Source organism: Streptomyces sp. SID5469 (genome assembly GCF_009862865.1).
Lineage (GTDB): Bacteria > Actinomycetota > Actinomycetes > Streptomycetales > Streptomycetaceae > Streptomyces > Streptomyces avermitilis.
In genome coordinates, this window is sequence record NZ_WWIN01000001.1 from 5,354,511 (window position 1) to 5,373,534 (window position 19,024).

Sequence of the window (19,024 nt, forward strand, 5' to 3'; positions counted from 1 at the left end):
GGCCCTTGAGCTGGGCCTTGTCACAGGCAGTCATTTTCGATCACCGGAAGTGCGTGGACTCGATCACGGTCGGCTCCGAAGCGGCGTTCCGGCCACCGGCACGGGGCGATCGTCCATGGAGAGTCCCTCCACGGAGTGATCGTTCATGGAGCGATCGTCCATGGTGTGATCGTCCATGAAGTGCACCGTGCCGAGCTGCGGCTCGATGCGCAGATACACGGGGTCGAAGGGCTCGCCGTCCACGCGGCCCGGCGCCGGGCCGAAGAGCGCGATCTGTGCGGCGGTCGGCTCGATCGCCTCACACCGGCCCACGATCTGCGCGGACCACAGGTTCCCGCCCGGCCCGGGGCGCCCGAGGTTGTCGGAGCCGTAGGCCACCACACTGCCCACGCAGGCCCGGTGGTACCCCCAGCCCCTGTGCAGGCGCAGCAGTACGCGTCCGGCCAGCACGATGTGGCGGACGCACACGAGGAAGGGCAGCGCGCGCATGCTCGTGGCCACCCGGCCGTGGTCGGCGCGGCCGATCAGTTCGACGGCGAGGTGTTCGTTGGTGGGCATGCCTCAAATCTGTGGCACCGAGGGGCCGTGGAAAAGGGGAACCCGCCCCCATTGGCCGGGACGTAAGTCCCGAATCGCCTGACTGATCCGCCGGCCGAGCCCTGACTGGTCTTCCCCGCCGGACAAGCCCTGACCGGCTCTTTTCCGCCGGACAAGCCCTGATCAGCTCTTTTCCGCCTGTATGCGCGCCACATAGGCGGCCGCCTGCGAACGTCTCTGCATCCCCAGTTTGGAAAGCAGACTCGATACATAATTCTTGATCGTCTTCTCGGCGAGGTGCAGCCGCTCACCGATCTCGCGGTTGGTGAGCCCCTCGCCGATGAGGTCGAGGATCCTGCGCTCCTGATCGGTCAGGTGCGCGAGCCGGTCGTCCTCCTTGGGGCCGCCACCCTCGCGCAGCCGCTCCAGGACGCGGGCGGTGGCCACGGGGTCGAGCAGGGACTTCCCGGCCGCGACGTCGCGTACCGCGGCCAGCAGTTCACTGCCGCGGATGTCCTTCAGGACGTACCCGGAGGCGCCCGCCATGATGGCGTCGAAGAGGGCCTCGTCGTCGGCGTAGGAGGTCAGCATCAGGCACTTGACGGCGTCGTTCTGCGAGCGGATCTCACGGCACACCTCCACACCGCTGCCGTCCGGGAGCCGTACGTCCAGCACGGCCACGTCCGGGTGGGTGGCCGGAATCCGTGCCAAGGCGTCGGCGGCCGTCCCCGCCTCGCCGACGACCTCGATGTCGTCCTCCCCCGAGAGCAGGTCGTGCACTCCTCGGCGGACCACCTCGTGGTCGTCCAAGAGGAATACAGTTATTTTTCCGGATTCGCTCACTGGGTAAGTCTCACACAGGACCCCTATGTCCGCCCGGAGTGGACTCTTCCCGCGCCCGGGGTCTCCGGGATAACGTGCCGGTGTTCCGGCCCCCTGCAAGGCTGTAACCAATGGCGTGACCAGCGGCTGTTTCCCGATTGACGCGATTTACTCGGACGTCCTACCGAAAAGTACTTGGAAATCCAAGCAAAATCGCAGGTCAGTAGGGGTTTCACAGAAATGTGGGGCACTGGGTAACGTGCATGGTGCAGGGCGCTCGCCGGGGCACCTGTCACGCCTGTTCCTGGCCGAGTGGCACCCACCCCGTGCACGGGTACTGGAGCAGGCGAGTCGCTTCCCCAAGCTCAAAAAGCGAGCAGGGGGAACCCCCAGCCACCCGGCAACCCCGGGGGCCGGACCGACGGAGGAGCACACGTGACCGTGGAGAGCACTGCCGCGCGAAAGCCGCGACGCAGCGCCGGTACGAAGAGCGCCGCAGCCAAGCGCACCAGCCCCGGCGCCAAGAAGTCACCGAGCACGACCGGCGCCGAGCACGAGCTGATTCAGCTGCTCACGCCCGACGGCCGGCGGGTGAAGAACCCCGAGTACGACGCGTACGTCGCGGACATCACCCCCGAAGAGCTGCGCGGTCTGTACCGGGACATGGTGCTGAGCCGCCGCTTCGACGCAGAGGCCACCTCCCTGCAACGCCAGGGCGAGCTGGGCCTGTGGGCCTCGATGCTCGGGCAGGAGGCCGCCCAGATCGGCTCGGGCCGGGCCACCCGTGACGACGACTACGTCTTCCCGACCTACCGCGAGCACGGCGTCGCCTGGTGCCGCGGGGTCGACCCCACCAACCTGCTCGGCATGTTCCGCGGCGTGAACAACGGCGGCTGGGATCCCAACAGCAACAACTTCCACCTCTACACGATCGTCATCGGCTCGCAGACGCTGCACGCCACCGGCTACGCCATGGGTATCGCCAAGGACGGCGCCGACTCGGCCGTGATCGCGTACTTCGGTGACGGCGCCTCCAGCCAGGGTGACGTCGCCGAATCGTTCACCTTCTCCGCGGTCTACAACGCCCCTGTCGTCTTCTTCTGCCAGAACAACCAGTGGGCGATCTCCGAGCCCACCGAGAAGCAGACCCGCGTCCCGCTCTACCAGCGCGCGCAGGGCTACGGCTTCCCGGGCGTCCGCGTCGACGGCAACGACGTACTGGCCTGCCTCGCCGTCACCAAGTGGGCCCTCGAGCGGGCCCGCCGGGGCGAGGGGCCCACGTTGGTCGAGGCGTTCACGTACCGCATGGGCGCGCACACCACCTCCGACGACCCGACCAAGTACCGGGCCGACGAGGAGCGCGAGGCGTGGGAGGCGAAGGACCCGATCCTGCGTCTGCGCACGTATCTCGAGGCCTCAAACCACGCGGACGAGGGATTCTTCGCGGAACTCGAGGTGGAGAGCGAGGCGTTGGGAAGGCGAGTGCGCGAAGTGGTGCGTGCCATGCCGGACCCGGACCACTTCGCCATCTTCGAGAACGTGTACGCGGACGGGCATGCGCTCGTCGACGAGGAGCGGGCGCAGTTCGCCGCCTACCAGGCGTCGTTCACGACGGAGCCTGACGGCGGCTCCGCCGCGGGACAGGGGGGTAACTGACATGGCCGAGAAGATGGCGATCGCCAAGGCGATCAACGAGTCGCTGCGCAAGGCCCTGGAGTCCGACCCCAAGGTTCTGATCATGGGTGAGGACGTCGGCAAGCTCGGTGGCGTCTTCCGCGTCACCGACGGCCTGCAGAAGGACTTCGGCGAGGAGCGGGTCATCGACACCCCGCTCGCCGAGTCGGGCATCGTCGGCACGGCGATCGGTCTCGCCCTGCGCGGCTACCGCCCGGTGGTGGAGATCCAGTTCGACGGCTTCGTCTTCCCGGCGTACGACCAGATCGTCACGCAGCTCGCGAAGATGCACGCGCGGGCGCTCGGCAAGATCAAGCTCCCCGTTGTCGTCCGCATCCCGTACGGCGGCGGCATCGGCGCCGTCGAGCACCACTCCGAGTCCCCCGAGGCGCTCTTCGCGCACGTGGCGGGCCTCAAGGTGGTCTCCCCGTCCAACGCGTCGGACGCGTACTGGATGATGCAGCAGGCCATCCAGAGCGACGACCCGGTGATCTTCTTCGAGCCGAAGCGGCGCTACTGGGACAAGGGCGAGGTCAACGTCGAGGCGATCCCCGACCCGCTGCACAAGGCCCGTGTGGTGCGTGAGGGCACCGACCTGACGCTCGCCGCGTACGGCCCGATGGTGAAGGTCTGCCAGGAGGCCGCGGCCGCCGCCGAGGAGGAGGGCAAGTCCCTGGAGGTCGTCGACCTGCGCTCCATGTCGCCGATCGACTTCGACGCCGTCCAGGCCTCCGTCGAGAAGACCCGCCGTCTGGTCGTGGTGCACGAGGCGCCGGTGTTCCTGGGCACGGGCGCGGAGATCGCCGCCCGCATCACGGAGCGCTGCTTCTACCACCTGGAGGCACCCGTGCTGAGGGTCGGCGGCTACCACGCCCCGTATCCGCCGGCGCGTCTGGAAGAGGAGTACCTTCCGGGCCTTGACCGGGTGCTCGATGCCGTCGACCGCTCGCTGGCGTACTGAGGAGAGGGTCGTGACGACGATGACTGAGGCGTCCGTGCGTGAGTTCAAGATGCCCGATGTGGGTGAGGGACTCACCGAGGCCGAGATCCTCAAGTGGTACGTCCAGCCCGGCGACACCGTCACCGACGGCCAGGTCGTCTGCGAGGTCGAGACCGCGAAGGCGGCCGTGGAACTCCCCATTCCGTACGACGGTGTCGTACGCGAACTCCGTTTCCCCGAGGGGACGACGGTGGACGTGGGACAGGTGATCATCGCGGTGGACGTGGCCGGCGACGCACCGGTGGCGGAGATCCCCGTGCCCGCGCAGGAGGCTCCGGTCCAGGAGGAGCCCAAGCCCGAGGGCCGCAAGCCCGTCCTCGTGGGCTACGGGGTGGCCGAGTCCTCCACCAAGCGCCGTCCGCGCAAGAGCGCGCCGGCGAGCGAGCCCGCTGCGGAGGGCACGTACTTCGCAGCGACCGTTCTCCAGGGCATCCAGGGCGAGCTGAACGGACACGGCGCGGTGAAGCAGCGTCCGCTGGCGAAGCCGCCGGTGCGCAAGCTGGCCAAGGACCTGGGCGTCGACCTCGCGACGATCACGCCGTCGGGCCCCGACGGCGTCATCACGCGCGAGGACGTGCACGCGGCGGTGGCGCCACCGCCGCCGGCACCCCAGCCCGTGCAGACGCCCGCTGCCCCGGCCCCGGCGCCGGTGGCCGCGTACGACACGGCTCGTGAGACCCGTGTCCCCGTCAAGGGCGTCCGCAAGGCGACGGCGGCGGCGATGGTCGGCTCGGCGTTCACGGCGCCGCACGTCACGGAGTTCGTGACGGTGGACGTGACGCGCACGATGAAGCTGGTCGAGGAGCTGAAGCAGGACAAGGAGTTCACCGGCCTGCGGGTGAACCCGCTGCTCCTCATCGCCAAGGCGCTCCTGGTCGCGATCAAGCGGAACCCGGACATCAACGCGTCCTGGGACGAGGCGAACCAGGAGATCGTCCTCAAGCACTATGTGAACCTGGGCATCGCGGCGGCCACCCCGCGCGGTCTGATCGTCCCGAACATCAAGGACGCCCACGCCAAGACGCTGCCGCAACTGGCCGAGTCACTGGGTGAGTTGGTGTCGACGGCCCGCGAGGGCAAGACGTCCCCGACGGCCATGCAGGGCGGCACGGTCACGATCACGAACGTCGGCGTCTTCGGCGTCGACACGGGCACGCCGATCCTCAACCCCGGCGAGTCCGCGATCCTCGCGGTCGGCGCGATCAAGCTCCAGCCGTGGGTCCACAAGGGCAAGGTCAAGCCCCGACAGGTCACCACGCTGGCGCTCAGCTTCGACCATCGCCTGGTCGACGGCGAGCTGGGCTCCAAGGTGCTGGCCGACGTGGCGGCGATCCTGGAGCAGCCGAAGCGGCTGATCACCTGGGCCTAGCGCCCACCGGCCACGACAAAGGGGACCGACCGCGGACGAGCGGCCGGTCCCCTTCGTCGTGGTGAGTGGGTGCGGATCAGACCGCGAAGCCGTAGTTCAGCAGCTTCTTCGCGTCCGCCGTGCGGTTGGCGACCGACGTCGAGGCGAGGACCGTCCCGATGACCGTCTTGCCGTTGCGGGTGGCGGCGAAGACCAGGCAGAACTTGGCCTCGGGGCCCGAGCCCGTCTTCACACCGATCGTGCCGGTGTAGGTGCCGAGCAGCGGGTTGGTGTTGTCCCAGTTGTAGTAGCGGTAGCCGCCGCTCTTGGTCGTCGCCTTCTGCTTCGTCGACTTCGTCTTCACGACCGTGCGGAAGGTGGAGCTCTTCATCGCGCTGCTGGCGAGCTTCGTCAGGTCGCGCGGCGTCGAGTAGTTGCTGCCGTGACCGATGCCGTCGAACGAGTCGAAGTGGGTGTTCGTCATGCCCAGGCTCTTGGCCGTGGAGTTCATCTTGGAGAGGAACGACTTCACCCGCGCGGCCCGGGTCGAGCCGCTGCCGAACTTGTCGGCGAGCGCGTACGCGGCGTCGCAGCCCGACGGCAGCATCAGCCCGTACAGCAGCTGACGGACGGTGACCTTGTCGCCGACGATCAGGTGCGCCGAGGAGGCGTAGTTGTTGTCGACGATGTAGTCGCTGTACGCCTTCTGGACCGTGACCTTGGCGTCCAGGTTCAGGTTCGACTGCGACAGCACCACCTTGGCAGTCATGATCTTGGTGGTGGAGCCGGTGGAGAGCTTGGTGTCGGCCGCCTTGGTGTACAGGCTCTTTCCGGTGCCGTTGTTCATCACGTAACCGCCCTTGGCGGTGATCGTGGGCTTGGTGACGGCCTGCGCGGGTGCCGCGGTGAGGGCGCCGGTGGAGAGCACGGCGCCGGCAGTGATCACTGCGGCGGCAGCCCTGCGGATCCGCCCGCCCTTAATGCCGGTAATCAAGTTGAACGCTCCGATTGCGTCTCTAAAGCACTGAAATGCCCCTGAAAAGCGGCCAGATGAAGGTGCCGCTTTCTCGTGAGACTCGTGAGTAGCACAAAAGGATGTGCACTTGCTGGAGAGTTTGTTGTGACGGATGCGTTCGGTCCACATCGTGGAACGGCCCCTTCATGCGTACGTGTTGTATCTAAGATGTGTGCATGTCTTCAGCCCCGTCCGCGGCCCCCGCGCCCGAGCAGCCGACCCTCAAGCGGCCGCCCGCCGCCGACCGGGTGTACGCGCACGTCAAGCAGGGCGTTCTGGAACGCCGTTACGAAGGCGGGACGCTGCTCACCGAGGGCGAACTGGCCGAGGAGGTCGGGGTCTCACGGACTCCCGTGCGGGAGGCGCTGCTGAGGCTGGAGGTCGAAGGGCTGATCAGGCTCTACCCGAAAAAGGGAGCTCTCGTCCTGCCGGTCTCCGCCCAGGAGATCGCGGACGTGGTCGAGACCCGTCAGCTCGTCGAGGAGCACTCCGCGCGGAAGGCGGTCCCCGCCTCGCCGCAGCTGATCGCCCGTCTCGAAGAGCTGCTCGCCAAGCAGAAGGAGCAGGCCGCGGCCGGGGACCTGGCCGGCGCCGCCGTCACCGACCGCTGCTTCCACGCCGAGATCGTGCGCAGCGGGGGCAACGAGATCCTCTCCCGGCTCTACGACCAGCTCCGCGACCGGCAGTTGAGGATGGGCGTCGCCGTGATGCACGCCCACCCCGACCGGATCACCAAGACGCTCACCGAGCACGAGGCGATTCTCGAAGCGCTGCGCTCCGGTGACGCGGAGGCCGTCGTCGGCATCATCCACCAGCACGTCAGCTGGTTCTCCAACCTGGCCCGGGGCGAGGTCCGATGAGCGCGGGGCGCGGACCGACGGGCGGGGGGCGCGGACCGATGAGCTCCGGCGGCGCCGTCTCGCTCCCCGGGGACCCGCCCGGCGGGCGCCGCGCCGTTGCCGTCTGGGGCATCGGTGTCTCCGTCTACTTCGTCGCGGTCATCTTCCGTACGTCGCTGGGGGTGGCCGGGCTCGACGCCGCGGACCGCTTCCACGTCAACGCCTCGGCCCTGTCCACCTTCTCGATCCTCCAGCTCCTCGTGTACGCGGGCATGCAGATACCGGTCGGGCTGCTGGTCGACCGGCTCGGCACCAAGAAGGTGCTGGCCATCGGTGTGGTGCTGTTCACGGCGGGGCAGTTGGGCTTCGCGTTCTCCTCCTCGTACGGCATGGCGCTCGCCTCACGCGCGCTGCTGGGCTGTGGTGACGCGATGACCTTCATCAGCGTGCTGCGGCTCGGCACACGCTGGTTCCCGGCCCGCCGCAGTCCGCTGGTCGCCCAGCTCGCGGGTCTGGTCGGCATGGCGGGCAACCTGGTCTCGACGCTCGTCCTCGCCCGGCTGCTGCACGGGGTGGGCTGGACGGCGGCGTTCGCGGGCAGCGCGGCCGCGGGGGTCGTGGTCCTCGTACTCCTGCTGCTGTTCCTGAAGGACCACCCCGAGGGGCACGAGCCGGAGCCGTTCCCGCACCACGGATCGGCGTACGTACGACGGCAGATCGCGGCGTCCTGGCGCGAGCCCGGCACGCGCCTGGGGATGTGGGTGCACTTCACGACGCAGTTCCCGGCGATGGTGTTCCTGCTGCTGTGGGGGCTGCCGTTCCTGGTGCAGGCGCAGGGGCTGTCCCGGGCGACGGCGGGGGAGCTGCTCACCCTGGTGGTGCTCTCCAACATGGTGGTGGGACTGGTGTACGGCCAGGTCGTCGCCCGGCATCACGCGGCGCGGCTGCCGCTGGCGCTCGGCACGGTGGCGTCGACGGCGGTGGTGTGGGCACTCACGCTGGCCTACCCGGCCGACCGGGCCCCGATGTGGATGCTGATCGTGCTGTGCACGGTGCTGGGAGCCTGTGGGCCGGCGTCGATGATCGGCTTCGACTTCGCGCGCCCCGCGAATCCGCCGGAGCGGCAGGGGACGGCGTCCGGGATCACCAACATGGGTGGTTTCGTCGCCTCGATGACGACGCTGTTCGCGATCGGGGTCCTGCTCGACGCGACCGGTGACGACTACGGCGTGGCGTTCTCCGCGGTGTTCGTCCTCCAGGCCGTCGGCATCAGCCAGATCCTGCGACTGCGGAAGCAGGCCGCCCGGCGGGAGCGGGAGCGGCTGGTGGCCAGCCGGGTGGAGACGGTGCACGTGCCTGCCTAGGCACGCGGTCGGCGGGCCGGAGCGGAGGCAGGGGACGAGGCCGGCGGGGACGCCAGCCGACGCCGAGGTTCGCCCGGGCCGGCCCCCGCACCAGCTGAAACCGCGCGCGTGAAGGGTGAGGCGTGAGGTGGGGGACCCGAGCCCCCGCCCCCCGGTTACGGCGTGACCGCGAACGACAGCAGGATCGCCGCGGTCAGCTCCGGGTCGCCCTCCGCCTTGATGCGGTCCTTCACGACGTCCGCCGTCACCCGGCCGCAGGCCAGGCGGTAGTACGTCTCCCAGTCGAGCGTCAGGGTCACCGCCGGGCCGAGCGAGGGGGTGCCGTCTATCGAACCGCGGCCCTCCGCGTCGACGCGTACCGTCCGCAGGAACTCGACCGGACCGTGGACGTCGAAGACGACCGCCGAGCCCGCGGGGGCACCCGCGTTCTTGGCGACGACCTTCGGGAGGGCGGCGAGCAGTTCGTCGCGGGTGATGTACGCACCCGGCGAGTCCAGGTTCCCCGGCCGGCCAAGGGCGGCGCGGAGGTCCTGCTCGTGCACCCACACGTCGAACGCCCGGTTGCGCATGGCCTCTTCGAGGGTCGGCTCGGAGCCCAGCGGCCCGCGCACCTTCGTCTCTGGGGCCCGCGACTCGTTCCGCAGCTGCCGGTTGCGCCGGATCACCGTGTACTCCAGCTCGGACGTCATCTCCGGCGCCGTGTGATGACGGCGGACGTCGACCTGCATCTCCATGTACCGCTGGTGCTCGTTCGTGACGTGGAACAGGTCGCGGGGGAGGGTGTGGATCGGACGGGGGTCGCCGAGCATCTCGCAGTCGAGGCCGATGACATGCGAGACGAGGTCCCTCACCGACCAGCCGGGGCAGGGCGTACGCCGGTTCCACTCACCCTCCACGAGCGGCGTCACCAGCTCGGATATCGCTTCGATCGAGTGGGTCCAGGCGTCGGCGTAGGGCTGAAGAGTGGGATGCAGACTCACGGAACGGGACCCCTCGGGCGGTTGGAACGCGGGCAGTGCGCGGGCGGTGGGTGCCTCGGAACGCTAAGTTACGCTGCTGTGAGGCACCCCGGCAGTGCTTTCGTGTGACGATCGTAGGCCCGTATGGACGGCTCGAATGCCAGGACGGTGGTAGTGTGCGCGCCTCTCTCCTCCAGATCCGTGTAGACGAGGGCGAATCGGTTGATTCGCGTCGGCGGCGTGTGACGTCTCTCGTACGAGAACAAGCCGGTGTCGATCTCGTGGTGCTGCCCGAGCTGTGGACGACGGGTGCGTTCGCCTACGAGTCGTTCGACGCGGAGGCCGAGTCGCTCGAGGGACCGACGTCCGACGCCATGGCGAACGCGGCGAGCGAGGCGGGCGTGTGGCTGCACGCCGGCTCGATCCCCGAGCGCGCGCCGGACGGCACCCTGTACAACACCTCCCTCGTCTTCACCCCCGGGGGTGAACTCGCCGCCACGTACCGCAAGATCCACCGCTTCGGTTTCGACAAGGGCGAGGCCGTGCTGATGGGGGCGGGGAGCGAGCTGGTGACGGTGCGGCTGCCGGAGACGACCGTGGGCGTGGCCACCTGCTACGACCTTCGCTTTCCCGAGCTCTTCCGCGGGCTCGTCGACGCGGGCGCCGAGACGCTCGTGATCCCGGCGGGCTGGCCGGAGCGCCGACGCTCCCACTGGACGCTGCTGGCTCAGGCGCGGGCCGTCGAGAACCAGGCGTTCGTGCTCGCGTGTGGAACGGCCGGTACGCATGCGGGAGTTCCCCAGGCGGGTCACTCGATCGTGGTCGATCCGTGGGGTGAGGTGCTGGCCGAGGCCGGGACGGACGAGGAGATCCTGACGGTCGAGTTCGACCCGGCGAAGGTGGCCGTGACGCGGGAACAGTTCCCGGCGCTGAAGGACCGGGTGCTGGGGTCGACGTCCACCGCCCGCAGGCAAGCGCCGTAGCCCTCCGGCCCTCCAGCGGTCCTCCGGTCCAGTCCTCCGGCCCTCCAGTCCCCCAGCCCTCCAGCCCTCAGTCCTCTCCGCGTTCCTTCTCCGCCAGGTGGATCACACACACCGCCACCGCGATCAGCAGCGCCGGGTCCGCGTCGTCCCTGACGACGTCGACGCCGTACGTCTCCCGGACGTGCAGCCAGCGCCGGGAGATCTGGGCCAGGAGTTCGTCCTCGTAGTCGATGGCGAACTCGCGGTCCAGGATCTTGCCGCTGACGTCGAGTTCCGTGCCGTCGACCAGGGTGACGCGATAGTGGTTGCGCAGCAGGGACAGGCGTTTGCGCTTGATCGTCGCCAGCGGTTCGCCGTCCCGCTCGATCACCATCGTGTCCCGCAGGGCGAACATCTTCTGGTGGATGTCGATCAGCACACGTCCCTGCGTGTCCTTCAGCTCGAAGGTGTCCCGCAGCCGCATCGCCTTGCCGTCGACCAGGAACACCTTGTTGCCGTGCTGGTCCTCGATCCAGTAGTCGTCACCGAAGCCGAGGAGCCGGTCGCGTACGAGGAATCTCATACGGTGAGGGCTTCCCCCGTGGCGGGTCCGAAACGCCGCCGATAGGCCGACGGGCCGAGTCCCGTCCGCCGACCACCCGACTACTTGACCACCCGACTGCTTGACCACCCGACCGTCCGAACCGGACGCGCAGGAACCGGACCCGCCAAAGTCCCCCGCGGCAACCCGCCCGCGGGGGACTCGTCGTGGACCGTGGCTTCCGACTACCGGTAGCCCTCGCCCCGCTTGTTCTCCTCGCCGAGGAGCTCCTCCTCGTCCCGCATCCGCTCCCGCCCCTGCTCGCGGTCGCGCATGTCGTCCTCGCGCCGGGAGCCGCGCGACGGAGGCATCCCCTCGCGGTCGACTATCTCGCCCTCGCCCCGCATCCGGTCGCGCTGCGGGCCGCGGTTGCGGGTGTCGTCGTCGCGCATGTTCGAGTCCTTGGTGTTCCGTGGCATGGAACTGCTCCTTTACAGTGACCCCCCTCCGTGTGCGTCGAGCATCTCTCCGTTACGACCCGAACGCATCCCGGACGGAATCGAGCACGCTGAGTGACCGAGTTATCCACAGGCTCAGTGGCCCCGTTCACCCGGATGGCACCCTTGACGCATGAACGACTCCGCACCCCGCCGCGTCCGTGTGCGCGCCCCCGAGCTGATCGGCAAGGGCGGCTGGCTGAACACGGGAGACAAGCAGTACACCCTCGCTGACCTGCGAGGACGCATCGTCGTCCTGGATTTCTGGACATTTTGCTGCATCAACTGTCTGCATGTCCTGGACGAGCTGCGGGAGCTGGAGGAGAAGCACCGGGACACGGTGGTGATCATCGGTGTGCACTCGCCGAAGTTCGTTCACGAGGCGGAACATCAGGCGGTGGTGGACGCGGTCGAGCGGTACGGCGTGGAGCACCCGGTCCTCGACGACCCCGAGCTGGCGACCTGGAAGCAGTACGCCGTCCGCGCCTGGCCGACGCTCGTCGTGATCGACCCCGAGGGGTACGTCGTCGCCCAGCACGCGGGCGAGGGGCACGCCCACGCCATCGCCGCGCTCGTCGCGGAGTTGGAGGCGGAGCACGAGGCCAAGGGCACCCTGCGCCGCGGCGACGGGCCGTACGTGGCGCCGGAGCCCGAGCCCACGGTGCTGCGCTTCCCCGGCAAGGCCCTCCTGCTGCCCTCGGGGAACTTCCTGGTCAGCGACACCACCCGGCATCAGCTGGTGGAGCTGGCGGCGGACGGCGAGTCGGTGGTTCGGCGGATCGGGTCGGGCATCCGGGGATTCGCCGACGGCCCGGCCGACGCGGCGAGCTTCAGTGAGCCCCAGGGCATGACGCTGCTCGACGAGGACGTAGTGGTCGTCGCCGACACGGTGAACCACGCGCTGCGCCGCCTGGACCTCGCGACCGGCGAGGTCACGACGCTCGCGGGCACCGGCCGGCAGTGGTGGCAGGGCTCGCCGGCCTCCGGTCCGGCCCGCGAGGTCGACCTGTCGTCGCCGTGGGACGTGGCGGTCTTCGGCGGCCGGGTGTGGATCGCGATGGCGGGGGGTGCACCAGCTGTGGACGTACGACCCGGCGGCGGGGACGGTCGAGGTCGGGGCGGGCACGACGAACGAGGGGCTGGTCGACGGACCGGGTGAGGAGGCGTGGTTCGCCCAGCCGTCGGGACTCGCGGCGACCGCGGACCGCCTGTGGCTGGCGGACTCCGAGACGTCCGCCCTGCGCTGGGTGGACCTGGACGGAGCGGTCCACACGGCCGTCGGCACCGGCCTGTTCGACTTCGGGCATCGGGACGGGGACGCCGAACAGGCGCTGCTCCAGCACCCGTTGGGGGTGACGGCGCTGCCCGACGGCTCGGTCGCGGTGAGCGACACGTACAACCACGCGCTGCGGCGCTACGACCCGGCGACGGGCGAAGTGACCACGCTGGCCACGGACTTGCGGGAGCCCAGCGACGCGGTGCTCGTGGGCGACGACATCGTGGTCGTCGAGTCGGCCCGGCATCGGCTGACCCGGCTGCGGCTGCCGGAGGAGGCGGTACGAGTGGCCTCGGTCGCCCATCGCACCCAGCGCGCGGCGACCGAAGTGGCGCCCGGCAGGCTCCAGTTGGATGTGATCTTCCAGGCGCCCGCGGGGCAGAAGCTCGACACCCGTTACGGCCCGTCGACCCGCCTGCTGGTCTCCTCCACCCCGCCCGAGCTGCTGCTGAACGGGGAGGGGGCGGACCCGGACCTGTCCCGCACGCTGGAGCTGAACCCCGCGATACCGGAGGGTGTGCTGCACGTCTCCGCGATGGCGGCGTCCTGCGACGACGACCCCGCGAACGAGTACCCGGCCTGCCATGTCCACCAGCAGGACTGGGGCGTGCCGGTCCGCCTCACGGAAGGCGGCGCGGACCGGCTCCCGCTGGTGCTGGCGGGCATGGACGCCTGACGGACGGGGCCCGGCAGCGTCCGCTGCCGGGCGGGGGGCAACCAGCTGCTACACGCCGTACCCGTCGCTGTAGCCGTCACGGTGGTGGTGCCGCTCCTCCTCGATCACCGGGGCGCTGGGCGGCATCACCACCCGCCTCCGGCGGGCGATGCTGCTGAAGGTCGCGACCCCGATCAGGCCGACGATCATGAAGATGACACCGACCAGAGGGAGGTTGATCCCCTCCATGTGCCAGTCGGTGGCGAACGTGAGGATGGCCCCCACGGCGATCAGAATGATGCATCCACCCAGGCCCATGAGTCCTGCCCTCCCTGTCCCAGCCGGTAGTTCCGGCTGGGACCCGGGTACCCGGGACTCGTACACCCATGCGGAGCCGGTCGCTCCCGACGGCGGGGACCGGCCTGATCCGCCGGACAGGCCCTAGCCCTCCAGGAACGCCACCAGCGAGTTCGCCAGCAGGAACGGGTCGTCGGTGGCGCACAGTTCGCGGGCGCTGTGCATCGACAGGATCGCCGCGCCGATGTCGACGGTGCGGATGCCGTGGCGGGCCGCGGTGATCGGGCCGATGGTGGTGCCGCAGGGCATGGAGTTGTTGGAGACGAAGGTCTGGAAGGGGACGTTCGCCTTCTCGCAGGCGGCGGCGAAGATCGCGCGACCCGAACCGTCCGTGGCGTAGCGGTTGTTGACGTTCACCTTCAGGATCGGGCCGCCGCCCGCGCGCGGGTGGTGCGTCGGGTCGTGCCGCTCCGCGTAGTTGGGGTGGACGGCGTGGCCCGTGTCGGAGGAGAGACAGACCGAGCCGGCGAAGGCGCGTGCCCGGTCCTCGTACGAGCCCGACCGCGCGAACACCGAGCGCTCCAGCACCGATCCGAGCAGCGGTCCGTCGGCGCCCGTGTCCGACTGCGAGCCGTTCTCCTCGTGGTCGAACGCCGCGAGCACCGGGATGTACGCGAGCGAGGCGTCGGCGGCGGCCACCGCGGTCAGCGCCGCCGTGCCCGCGTGCACCGACAGCAGGTTGTCCATGCGCGGGCCGGCCAGCAGCTCGTTGTCGCGGCCGAGGTAGGAGGGGGCCTCGACGGAATGGGTCATGAGGTCCCAACCGGTCACCTCGCCCGCGGACAGCCCCAGCTCCGCTTCCAGGAACGCGATCAGGTCGCCGTCCCGGACGTCGCCGCCCAGACCCCAGATGGGCTGAAGATGACGCTGCTTGTCGAGCTTCAGGCCGTCGGTGGAGACGGAACGGTCGAGGTGAATGGCGAGCTGGGGCACGCGCAGCAGCGGGCGGTCGATGTTCACCAGGCGCGTGGAGCCGTCGCGCAGCGACAGCCGGCCCGCCAGGCCCAGATCGCGGTCGAGCCAGGAATTGAGCAGCGGTCCGCCGTAGATCTCCACGGCGATCTGCCGCCAGCCGTGCGCCCCGCTGTCCGGCCGGGGCTTCACCCGGAGATTGGGGGAGTCGGTGTGAGCGCCCACGATCCGGAACGGCGTGTGGGGGTCGGCGCCCTCGGGGACGTACCAGGCGATGAGCGCGCCGCCACGCACCACGTACTTCCCGCCACTGGTCGAGTCCCACGCGTCCGTCTCGGCGACCTGCCGGAAGCCGGCCTTCTCCAGCCGCTCCGCGGCGTTCGTCACGGCGTGGTACGGCGACGGGCTCGCCGCCAGGAAGGACATGAGGTCGTCGGTGTGGCCGCGGTCGAAGCGGACTGGGTTGCTCATACGTTCACCTTAACGACGAGCGAGGGCCCGCTCCCCGGGATGGGGAGCGGGCCCTCGTAAGGGGGATGTGAAGGGCGGACACCCGATCGGAAGGACGGGTGCGGCTTCGTCGCCCGCCCCGGTGGGGGGAGGGTGGCGCTTTGCCCCTGGTCGGGCTAGAACGCGGCCTCGTCCAGCTCCATCAGGTCCAGGTCGACGCCCTCGGCCAGCTTGCGGGCGCCGGTGACGCCGGGCAGGACGTTGGCCGCGAAGAACTTCGCCGCCGCTATCTTGCCCGTGTAGAACGGCTTGTCCTTCGCCGAGGCCGTCTCCAGCTTCTCGGCGGCCACCGCGGCACCGCGCAGCAGCAGGTAGCCGACGACCACGTCGCCCGAGGCCAGCAGCAGGCGGGTGGTGTTCAGGCCCACCTTGTAGATGTTCTTGACGTCCTGCTCGGTCGCCGCGAGGTCCGTGAGCATCAGGCCGACGATGGCCTCCAGCTCGACGGCCGCCTTGGCGAGCTGCTCGCGGGCCGGGGCCAGCTCCTCGCCGCCGGTGCCGATCGCCAGGAACTTCTTGATGTCCTCGGCCAGCGAGTTCAGCGCCGTGCCCTGGTTGCGGACGATCTTCCGGAAGAAGAAGTCCTGGCCCTGGATCGCGGTCGTGCCCTCGTACAGGGTGTCGATCTTGGCGTCGCGGATGTACTGCTCGATCGGGTATTCCTGGAGGAAGCCGGAGCCGCCGAAGGTCTGCAGGGACTGGGCGAGCTGCTCGTAGCCTTTCTCGGAGCCGTAGCCCTTGACGATCGGCAGGAGCAGGTCGTTGAGGGCCTCGAGGGCGGTGGTGTCCTCGCCGGCGGACTCCTTGACCTGGATGTCGTCCTGGATCGCGGCGGTGTGCAGCACCAGGGCGCGCATGCCCTCCGCGTACGCCTTCTGCGTCATCAGCGAGCGGCGCACGTCCGGGTGGTGCGTGATGGTGACCTTGGGCGCGGTCTTGTCCATGAAGTTCGCGAGGTCCGGACCCTGGACGCGCTCCGTGGCGTACTCCAGGGCGTTCAGGTAGCCGGTCGACAGGGTCGAGATCGCCTTCGTGCCGACCATCATGCGGGCGAACTCGATGATGCGGAACATCTGGCGGATGCCGTCGTGCTTGTCGCCGATCAGCCAGCCCTTGGCGGGGTGGCGGTCGCCGAAGGTCATCTCGCAGGTGTTGGACGCCTTGAGGCCCATCTTGTGCTCGACGTTCGTCGCGTACGCGCCGTTGCGCTCGCCCAGCTCGCCGGTCTCGAAGTCGAACTCGTACTTCGGTACGAGGAAGAGGGACAGGCCCTTGGTGCCGGGGCCCGCGCCCTCGGGACGGGCGAGCACGTAGTGGAGGATGTTCTCCGACATGTCGTGCTCACCGGACGTGATGAACCGCTTCACGCCCTCGATGTGCCAGGAGCCGTCCTCCTGCTGGACCGCCTTGGTGCGGCCCGCGCCCACGTCCGAGCCGGCGTCCGGCTCGGTGAGCACCATGGTGGAGCCCCACTGCTTCTCGACCGCGATCTTCGCGATGTGCTTCTGGACCTCGTTGCCCTCTTCGAAGAGGATGCCCGCGAAGGCCGGGCCGGAGGAGTACATCCAGACCGCCGGGTTGGCGCCGAGCACCAGCTCCGCGTACGCCCAGATCAGGGAGCGGGGGGAGGTGGTGCCGCCGATCTCCTCGGGCAGGCCGAGGCGCCAGTACTCGGAGTCCATGAAGGCCTGGTAGCTCTTCTTGAAGGACGCCGGGACGGGCGCGGTGTTCGTCTCGGGGTCGAAGACCGGCGGGTTGCGGTCGGCGTCCGCGAAGGACTCCGCCAGCTCGTTCTCCGAAAGGCGGGTCAGCTCCTCGAGGATGCTCTTGGCGGTGTCGGTGTCCATTTCCGCGAACGGGCCGGTGCCGTACAGCTTGTCGCGCCCGAGCACCTCGAAGAGGTTGAACTCGATGTCGCGGAGATTCGACTTGTAGTGCCCCATGGCGACGGCTCCGTAAGGGATCGGGGAGGCCGGCGATCTAGCAGCCTCGTACACGTACCAGCAAGTAGCTAAGATGATGCTACCCGTCGGTAATAAGAAGCAAGCCCTCACGGCTCATATGTGGCCCACTAGTCTTTGACGCATGTACGGCTACGAGCAGAGCGCGGGTGCCCAGCAGGGCTACATCCCGCCGCAGCAGCAGATGCCCGGCGGTTACGGGCAGCAGGCGCCGCTGTACCCCGAGCCGTCGCCGCCGTCGCTCGCGGACGCGGTCCGCGCCTTCACCACGGGCTCCATGTCCGCCGAGGACTTCCAGCAGGTCTTCTCGGCCTCGAAGGTGTACTGCCCGCGCGGCGACAACCCCGGCTTCCTCGCGCTGCACAACACCCAGCAGCCCGTGATCCCGATGTTCACCTCGCTCAAGGAGCTGCGCCGGTACGCGGGCAAGGAGTCCAAGTACTTCGTGATCACCGGTGCCGAGGTGATCGACCTGCTGCCGACCGGGTACGGGTTCGTGCTCGACATGGAGGGCGAGCACCGGATGGTGTTCGACGCCAAGGCGGTCGAGCAGATGGTCGACTTCGCCATGCGCCGTATGTACGGCTAGATGTACGGCTAGATCTACGGCTAGGGCTTGCTTCAGCCACCTTCAGCCACCTTCAGTTATCTTCAGACACCTTCAGTCACCGGACGCCCGGAGGGAATTCCCTCCGGGCGTCCGTCGTTGTGGGTGGCAGAAAGTTCAACAGTCAACTAAACTCGAAGCACAAGGAGGTACCGACATGCCTGCAGTGACCGTCGAGAACCCGCTGACCCTGCCCCGCGTGGTCGCGTCGGCCGACGCCGTGGCTCGTCCCGTACTCGCCGTGACGACCGCGCCGAGCGGCTTCGAGGGCGAGGGGTTCCCGGTTCGCCGTGCGTTCGCCGGGATCAACTACCGCCACCTCGACCCGTTCATCATGATGGACCAGATGGGCGAGGTGGAGTACGCGCCGGGCGAGCCCAAGGGCACCCCCTGGCACCCGCACCGCGGCTTCGAGACCGTGACCTACATCCTCGACGGCATCTTCGACCACCAGGACTCCAACGGTGGCGGTGGCACCATCACCAACGGTGACACCCAGTGGATGACCGCCGGCTCGGGCCTTTTGCACATCGAGGCGCCGCCGGAGTCCCTCGTCATGTCGGGCGGCCTCTTCCACGGCATCCAGCTCTGGGTCAACCTGCCCGCCAAGGACAAGATGATGGCCCCGCGCTACCAGGACATCCGTGGTGGTCAGGTCCAGCTGCTGAGCACCCCCGACGGCGGCGCGCTGCTGCGCGTCATCGCCGGTGAGCTCGACGGTCACCAGGGCCCCGGCATCACGCACACGCCGATCTCCCTGGTGCACGCCACGGTGGCGCCCGGCGCGGAGGTCACCCTCCCGTGGCGCGAGGACTTCAACGGTCTGGCGTACGTCCTCGCCGGGCGCGGCAGCGTCGGTACGGACCGCCGTCCGGTGCACACCGGTCAGACGGCCGTCTTCGGCGCGGGCTCGTCGATCACGGTCCGCGCGGACGAGAAGCAGGACGCGAACACGCCGGACCTCGAGGTCGTCCTCCTGGGCGGTCAGCCGATCCGCGAGCCGATGGCGCACTACGGGCCGTTCGTCATGAACACCCGCGAGGAGCTCCAGCAGGCCGTGGAGGACTTCCAGAAGGGCCGCCTCGGCACGATCCCGGCGGTGCACGGGATGGCCGAGGGCGGGCTGTAAGGGCTGTAAGGGCGATAAGAGCTTGTAAGAGCTTGTAGAACCCTGAGGGCCTTGAGGGC

At 69.1% G+C, this 19,024-nt stretch carries 17 protein-coding genes and 1 pseudogene; 9 read left to right on the forward strand and 9 right to left on the reverse strand.

The window, feature by feature from the left end; genetic code table 11:
- Positions 1 to 63 precede the first annotated feature (63 nt).
- Both GTY58_RS22895 and GTY58_RS22900 read right to left on the reverse strand, forming a co-directional pair.
- Positions 64 to 558, reverse strand: a complete 495-nt coding sequence (locus GTY58_RS22895) for a pyridoxamine 5'-phosphate oxidase family protein (RefSeq protein ID WP_010985799.1) — start codon at positions 556 to 558, stop codon at positions 64 to 66.
- A 162-nt stretch (positions 559 to 720) separates the two neighbouring features.
- Positions 721 to 1,380: a response regulator gene (locus tag GTY58_RS22900; RefSeq protein WP_010985800.1), complete on the reverse strand. Its 660-nt coding sequence runs from the start codon at positions 1,378 to 1,380 to the stop codon at positions 721 to 723.
- Positions 1,381 to 1,794: 414 nt separating this feature from the next.
- On the opposite strand from GTY58_RS22900, the gene pdhA reads away from it, so the two are divergent.
- From pdhA to GTY58_RS22915, 3 genes are read left to right on the forward strand one after another with little or no spacing between them, the layout of a single operon-like run.
- Positions 1,795 to 3,015, forward strand: coding sequence for a pyruvate dehydrogenase (acetyl-transferring) E1 component subunit alpha (pdhA, locus tag GTY58_RS22905; RefSeq protein WP_010985801.1), 1,221 nt, complete (start codon positions 1,795 to 1,797; stop codon positions 3,013 to 3,015).
- Between the two features lies 1 nt (position 3,016).
- Positions 3,017 to 3,994 carry an alpha-ketoacid dehydrogenase subunit beta gene (locus GTY58_RS22910; RefSeq protein WP_010985802.1) on the forward strand — a complete coding sequence of 326 codons (978 nt, stop codon included), beginning with the start codon at positions 3,017 to 3,019 and terminating at the stop codon, positions 3,992 to 3,994.
- A gap of 10 nt (positions 3,995 to 4,004) precedes the next feature.
- Complete coding sequence (locus GTY58_RS22915) at positions 4,005 to 5,402, forward strand: dihydrolipoamide acetyltransferase family protein (RefSeq protein ID WP_037647761.1); 1,398 nt, start codon at positions 4,005 to 4,007, stop codon at positions 5,400 to 5,402.
- 76 nt (positions 5,403 to 5,478) lie between these two features.
- Here GTY58_RS22915 and GTY58_RS22920 read toward each other — a convergent pair whose 3' ends face one another.
- Positions 5,479 to 6,375: a D-alanyl-D-alanine carboxypeptidase gene (locus tag GTY58_RS22920; RefSeq protein ID WP_042493425.1), complete on the reverse strand. Its 897-nt coding sequence runs from the start codon at positions 6,373 to 6,375 to the stop codon at positions 5,479 to 5,481.
- 197 nt (positions 6,376 to 6,572) lie between these two features.
- On the opposite strand from GTY58_RS22920, the gene GTY58_RS22925 reads away from it, so the two are divergent.
- A complete protein-coding gene (locus GTY58_RS22925) occupies positions 6,573 to 7,256 on the forward strand; it encodes a GntR family transcriptional regulator (RefSeq protein WP_010985805.1) in 684 nt (227 codons plus the stop codon).
- Positions 7,257 to 7,294: 38 nt separating this feature from the next.
- Complete coding sequence (locus tag GTY58_RS22930) at positions 7,295 to 8,599, forward strand: MFS transporter (protein ID WP_037647763.1); 1,305 nt, start codon at positions 7,295 to 7,297, stop codon at positions 8,597 to 8,599.
- Positions 8,600 to 8,754: 155 nt separating this feature from the next.
- Here GTY58_RS22930 and GTY58_RS22935 read toward each other — a convergent pair whose 3' ends face one another.
- On the reverse strand, positions 8,755 to 9,579 hold the full coding sequence (locus GTY58_RS22935; protein WP_010985807.1) for a maleylpyruvate isomerase family mycothiol-dependent enzyme: 825 nt from the start codon (positions 9,577 to 9,579) through the stop codon (positions 8,755 to 8,757).
- Between the two features lie 155 nt (positions 9,580 to 9,734).
- Here GTY58_RS22935 and GTY58_RS22940 point away from each other — a divergent pair, with 155 nt between their 5' ends.
- A complete protein-coding gene (locus GTY58_RS22940; protein WP_010985808.1) occupies positions 9,735 to 10,541 on the forward strand; it encodes a carbon-nitrogen family hydrolase in 807 nt (268 codons plus the stop codon).
- A gap of 67 nt (positions 10,542 to 10,608) precedes the next feature.
- Here GTY58_RS22940 and GTY58_RS22945 read toward each other — a convergent pair whose 3' ends face one another.
- Both GTY58_RS22945 and GTY58_RS22950 read right to left on the reverse strand, forming a co-directional pair.
- On the reverse strand, positions 10,609 to 11,103 hold the full coding sequence (locus GTY58_RS22945) for an LURP-one-related family protein (protein WP_010985809.1): 495 nt from the start codon (positions 11,101 to 11,103) through the stop codon (positions 10,609 to 10,611).
- Between the two features lie 203 nt (positions 11,104 to 11,306).
- Entirely contained in the window at positions 11,307 to 11,540 is a 234-nt protein-coding gene (locus GTY58_RS22950; RefSeq protein WP_010985810.1) for a hypothetical protein, read from the reverse strand.
- A gap of 151 nt (positions 11,541 to 11,691) precedes the next feature.
- Between GTY58_RS22950 and GTY58_RS22955 the strand changes: the two are divergent.
- A pseudogene (locus GTY58_RS22955) lies at positions 11,692 to 13,510 on the forward strand (thioredoxin-like domain-containing protein).
- A gap of 48 nt (positions 13,511 to 13,558) precedes the next feature.
- Here GTY58_RS22955 and GTY58_RS22960 read toward each other — a convergent pair.
- The 3 genes from GTY58_RS22960 to GTY58_RS22970 form a co-directional block, all read right to left on the reverse strand.
- A complete protein-coding gene (locus GTY58_RS22960; protein ID WP_010985813.1) occupies positions 13,559 to 13,807 on the reverse strand; it encodes a hypothetical protein in 249 nt (82 codons plus the stop codon).
- A 123-nt stretch (positions 13,808 to 13,930) separates the two neighbouring features.
- Entirely contained in the window at positions 13,931 to 15,229 is a 1,299-nt protein-coding gene (locus tag GTY58_RS22965) for a M18 family aminopeptidase (RefSeq protein ID WP_010985814.1), read from the reverse strand.
- Positions 15,230 to 15,384: 155 nt separating this feature from the next.
- Positions 15,385 to 17,211 carry an acyl-CoA dehydrogenase gene (locus GTY58_RS22970; RefSeq protein WP_010985815.1) on the reverse strand — a complete coding sequence of 609 codons (1,827 nt, stop codon included), beginning with the start codon at positions 17,209 to 17,211 and terminating at the stop codon, positions 15,385 to 15,387.
- Positions 17,212 to 17,353: 142 nt separating this feature from the next.
- On the opposite strand from GTY58_RS22970, the gene GTY58_RS22975 reads away from it, so the two are divergent.
- Entirely contained in the window at positions 17,354 to 17,818 is a 465-nt protein-coding gene (locus GTY58_RS22975) for an SseB family protein (RefSeq protein ID WP_010985816.1), read from the forward strand.
- Positions 17,819 to 17,993: 175 nt separating this feature from the next.
- Positions 17,994 to 18,965 (forward strand): pirin family protein, encoded by a 972-nt coding sequence (locus GTY58_RS22980; protein WP_010985817.1) that lies wholly within the window; start codon positions 17,994 to 17,996, stop codon positions 18,963 to 18,965.
- The last annotated feature ends 59 nt before the right edge of the window (positions 18,966 to 19,024 follow it).

Coding starts and splice junctions, on each gene's coding strand:
- GTY58_RS22975 (WP_010985816.1), top strand. CDS start 17,354: ATGTACGGCTACGAGCAGAGCGCGGGTGCCCAGCAGGGCTACATCCCG.
- GTY58_RS22965 (WP_010985814.1), bottom strand. CDS start 15,229: ATGAGCAACCCAGTCCGCTTCGACCGCGGCCACACCGACGACCTCATG.
- GTY58_RS22925 (WP_010985805.1), top strand. CDS start 6,573: ATGTCTTCAGCCCCGTCCGCGGCCCCCGCGCCCGAGCAGCCGACCCTC.
- GTY58_RS22930 (WP_037647763.1), top strand. CDS start 7,295: ATGAGCTCCGGCGGCGCCGTCTCGCTCCCCGGGGACCCGCCCGGCGGG.
- GTY58_RS22895 (WP_010985799.1), bottom strand. CDS start 558: ATGCCCACCAACGAACACCTCGCCGTCGAACTGATCGGCCGCGCCGAC.
- GTY58_RS22910 (WP_010985802.1), top strand. CDS start 3,017: ATGGCCGAGAAGATGGCGATCGCCAAGGCGATCAACGAGTCGCTGCGC.
- GTY58_RS22970 (WP_010985815.1), bottom strand. CDS start 17,211: ATGGGGCACTACAAGTCGAATCTCCGCGACATCGAGTTCAACCTCTTC.
- GTY58_RS22945 (WP_010985809.1), bottom strand. CDS start 11,103: ATGAGATTCCTCGTACGCGACCGGCTCCTCGGCTTCGGTGACGACTAC.
- GTY58_RS22980 (WP_010985817.1), top strand. CDS start 17,994: ATGCCTGCAGTGACCGTCGAGAACCCGCTGACCCTGCCCCGCGTGGTC.
- GTY58_RS22960 (WP_010985813.1), bottom strand. CDS start 13,807: ATGGGCCTGGGTGGATGCATCATTCTGATCGCCGTGGGGGCCATCCTC.
- GTY58_RS22950 (WP_010985810.1), bottom strand. CDS start 11,540: ATGCCACGGAACACCAAGGACTCGAACATGCGCGACGACGACACCCGC.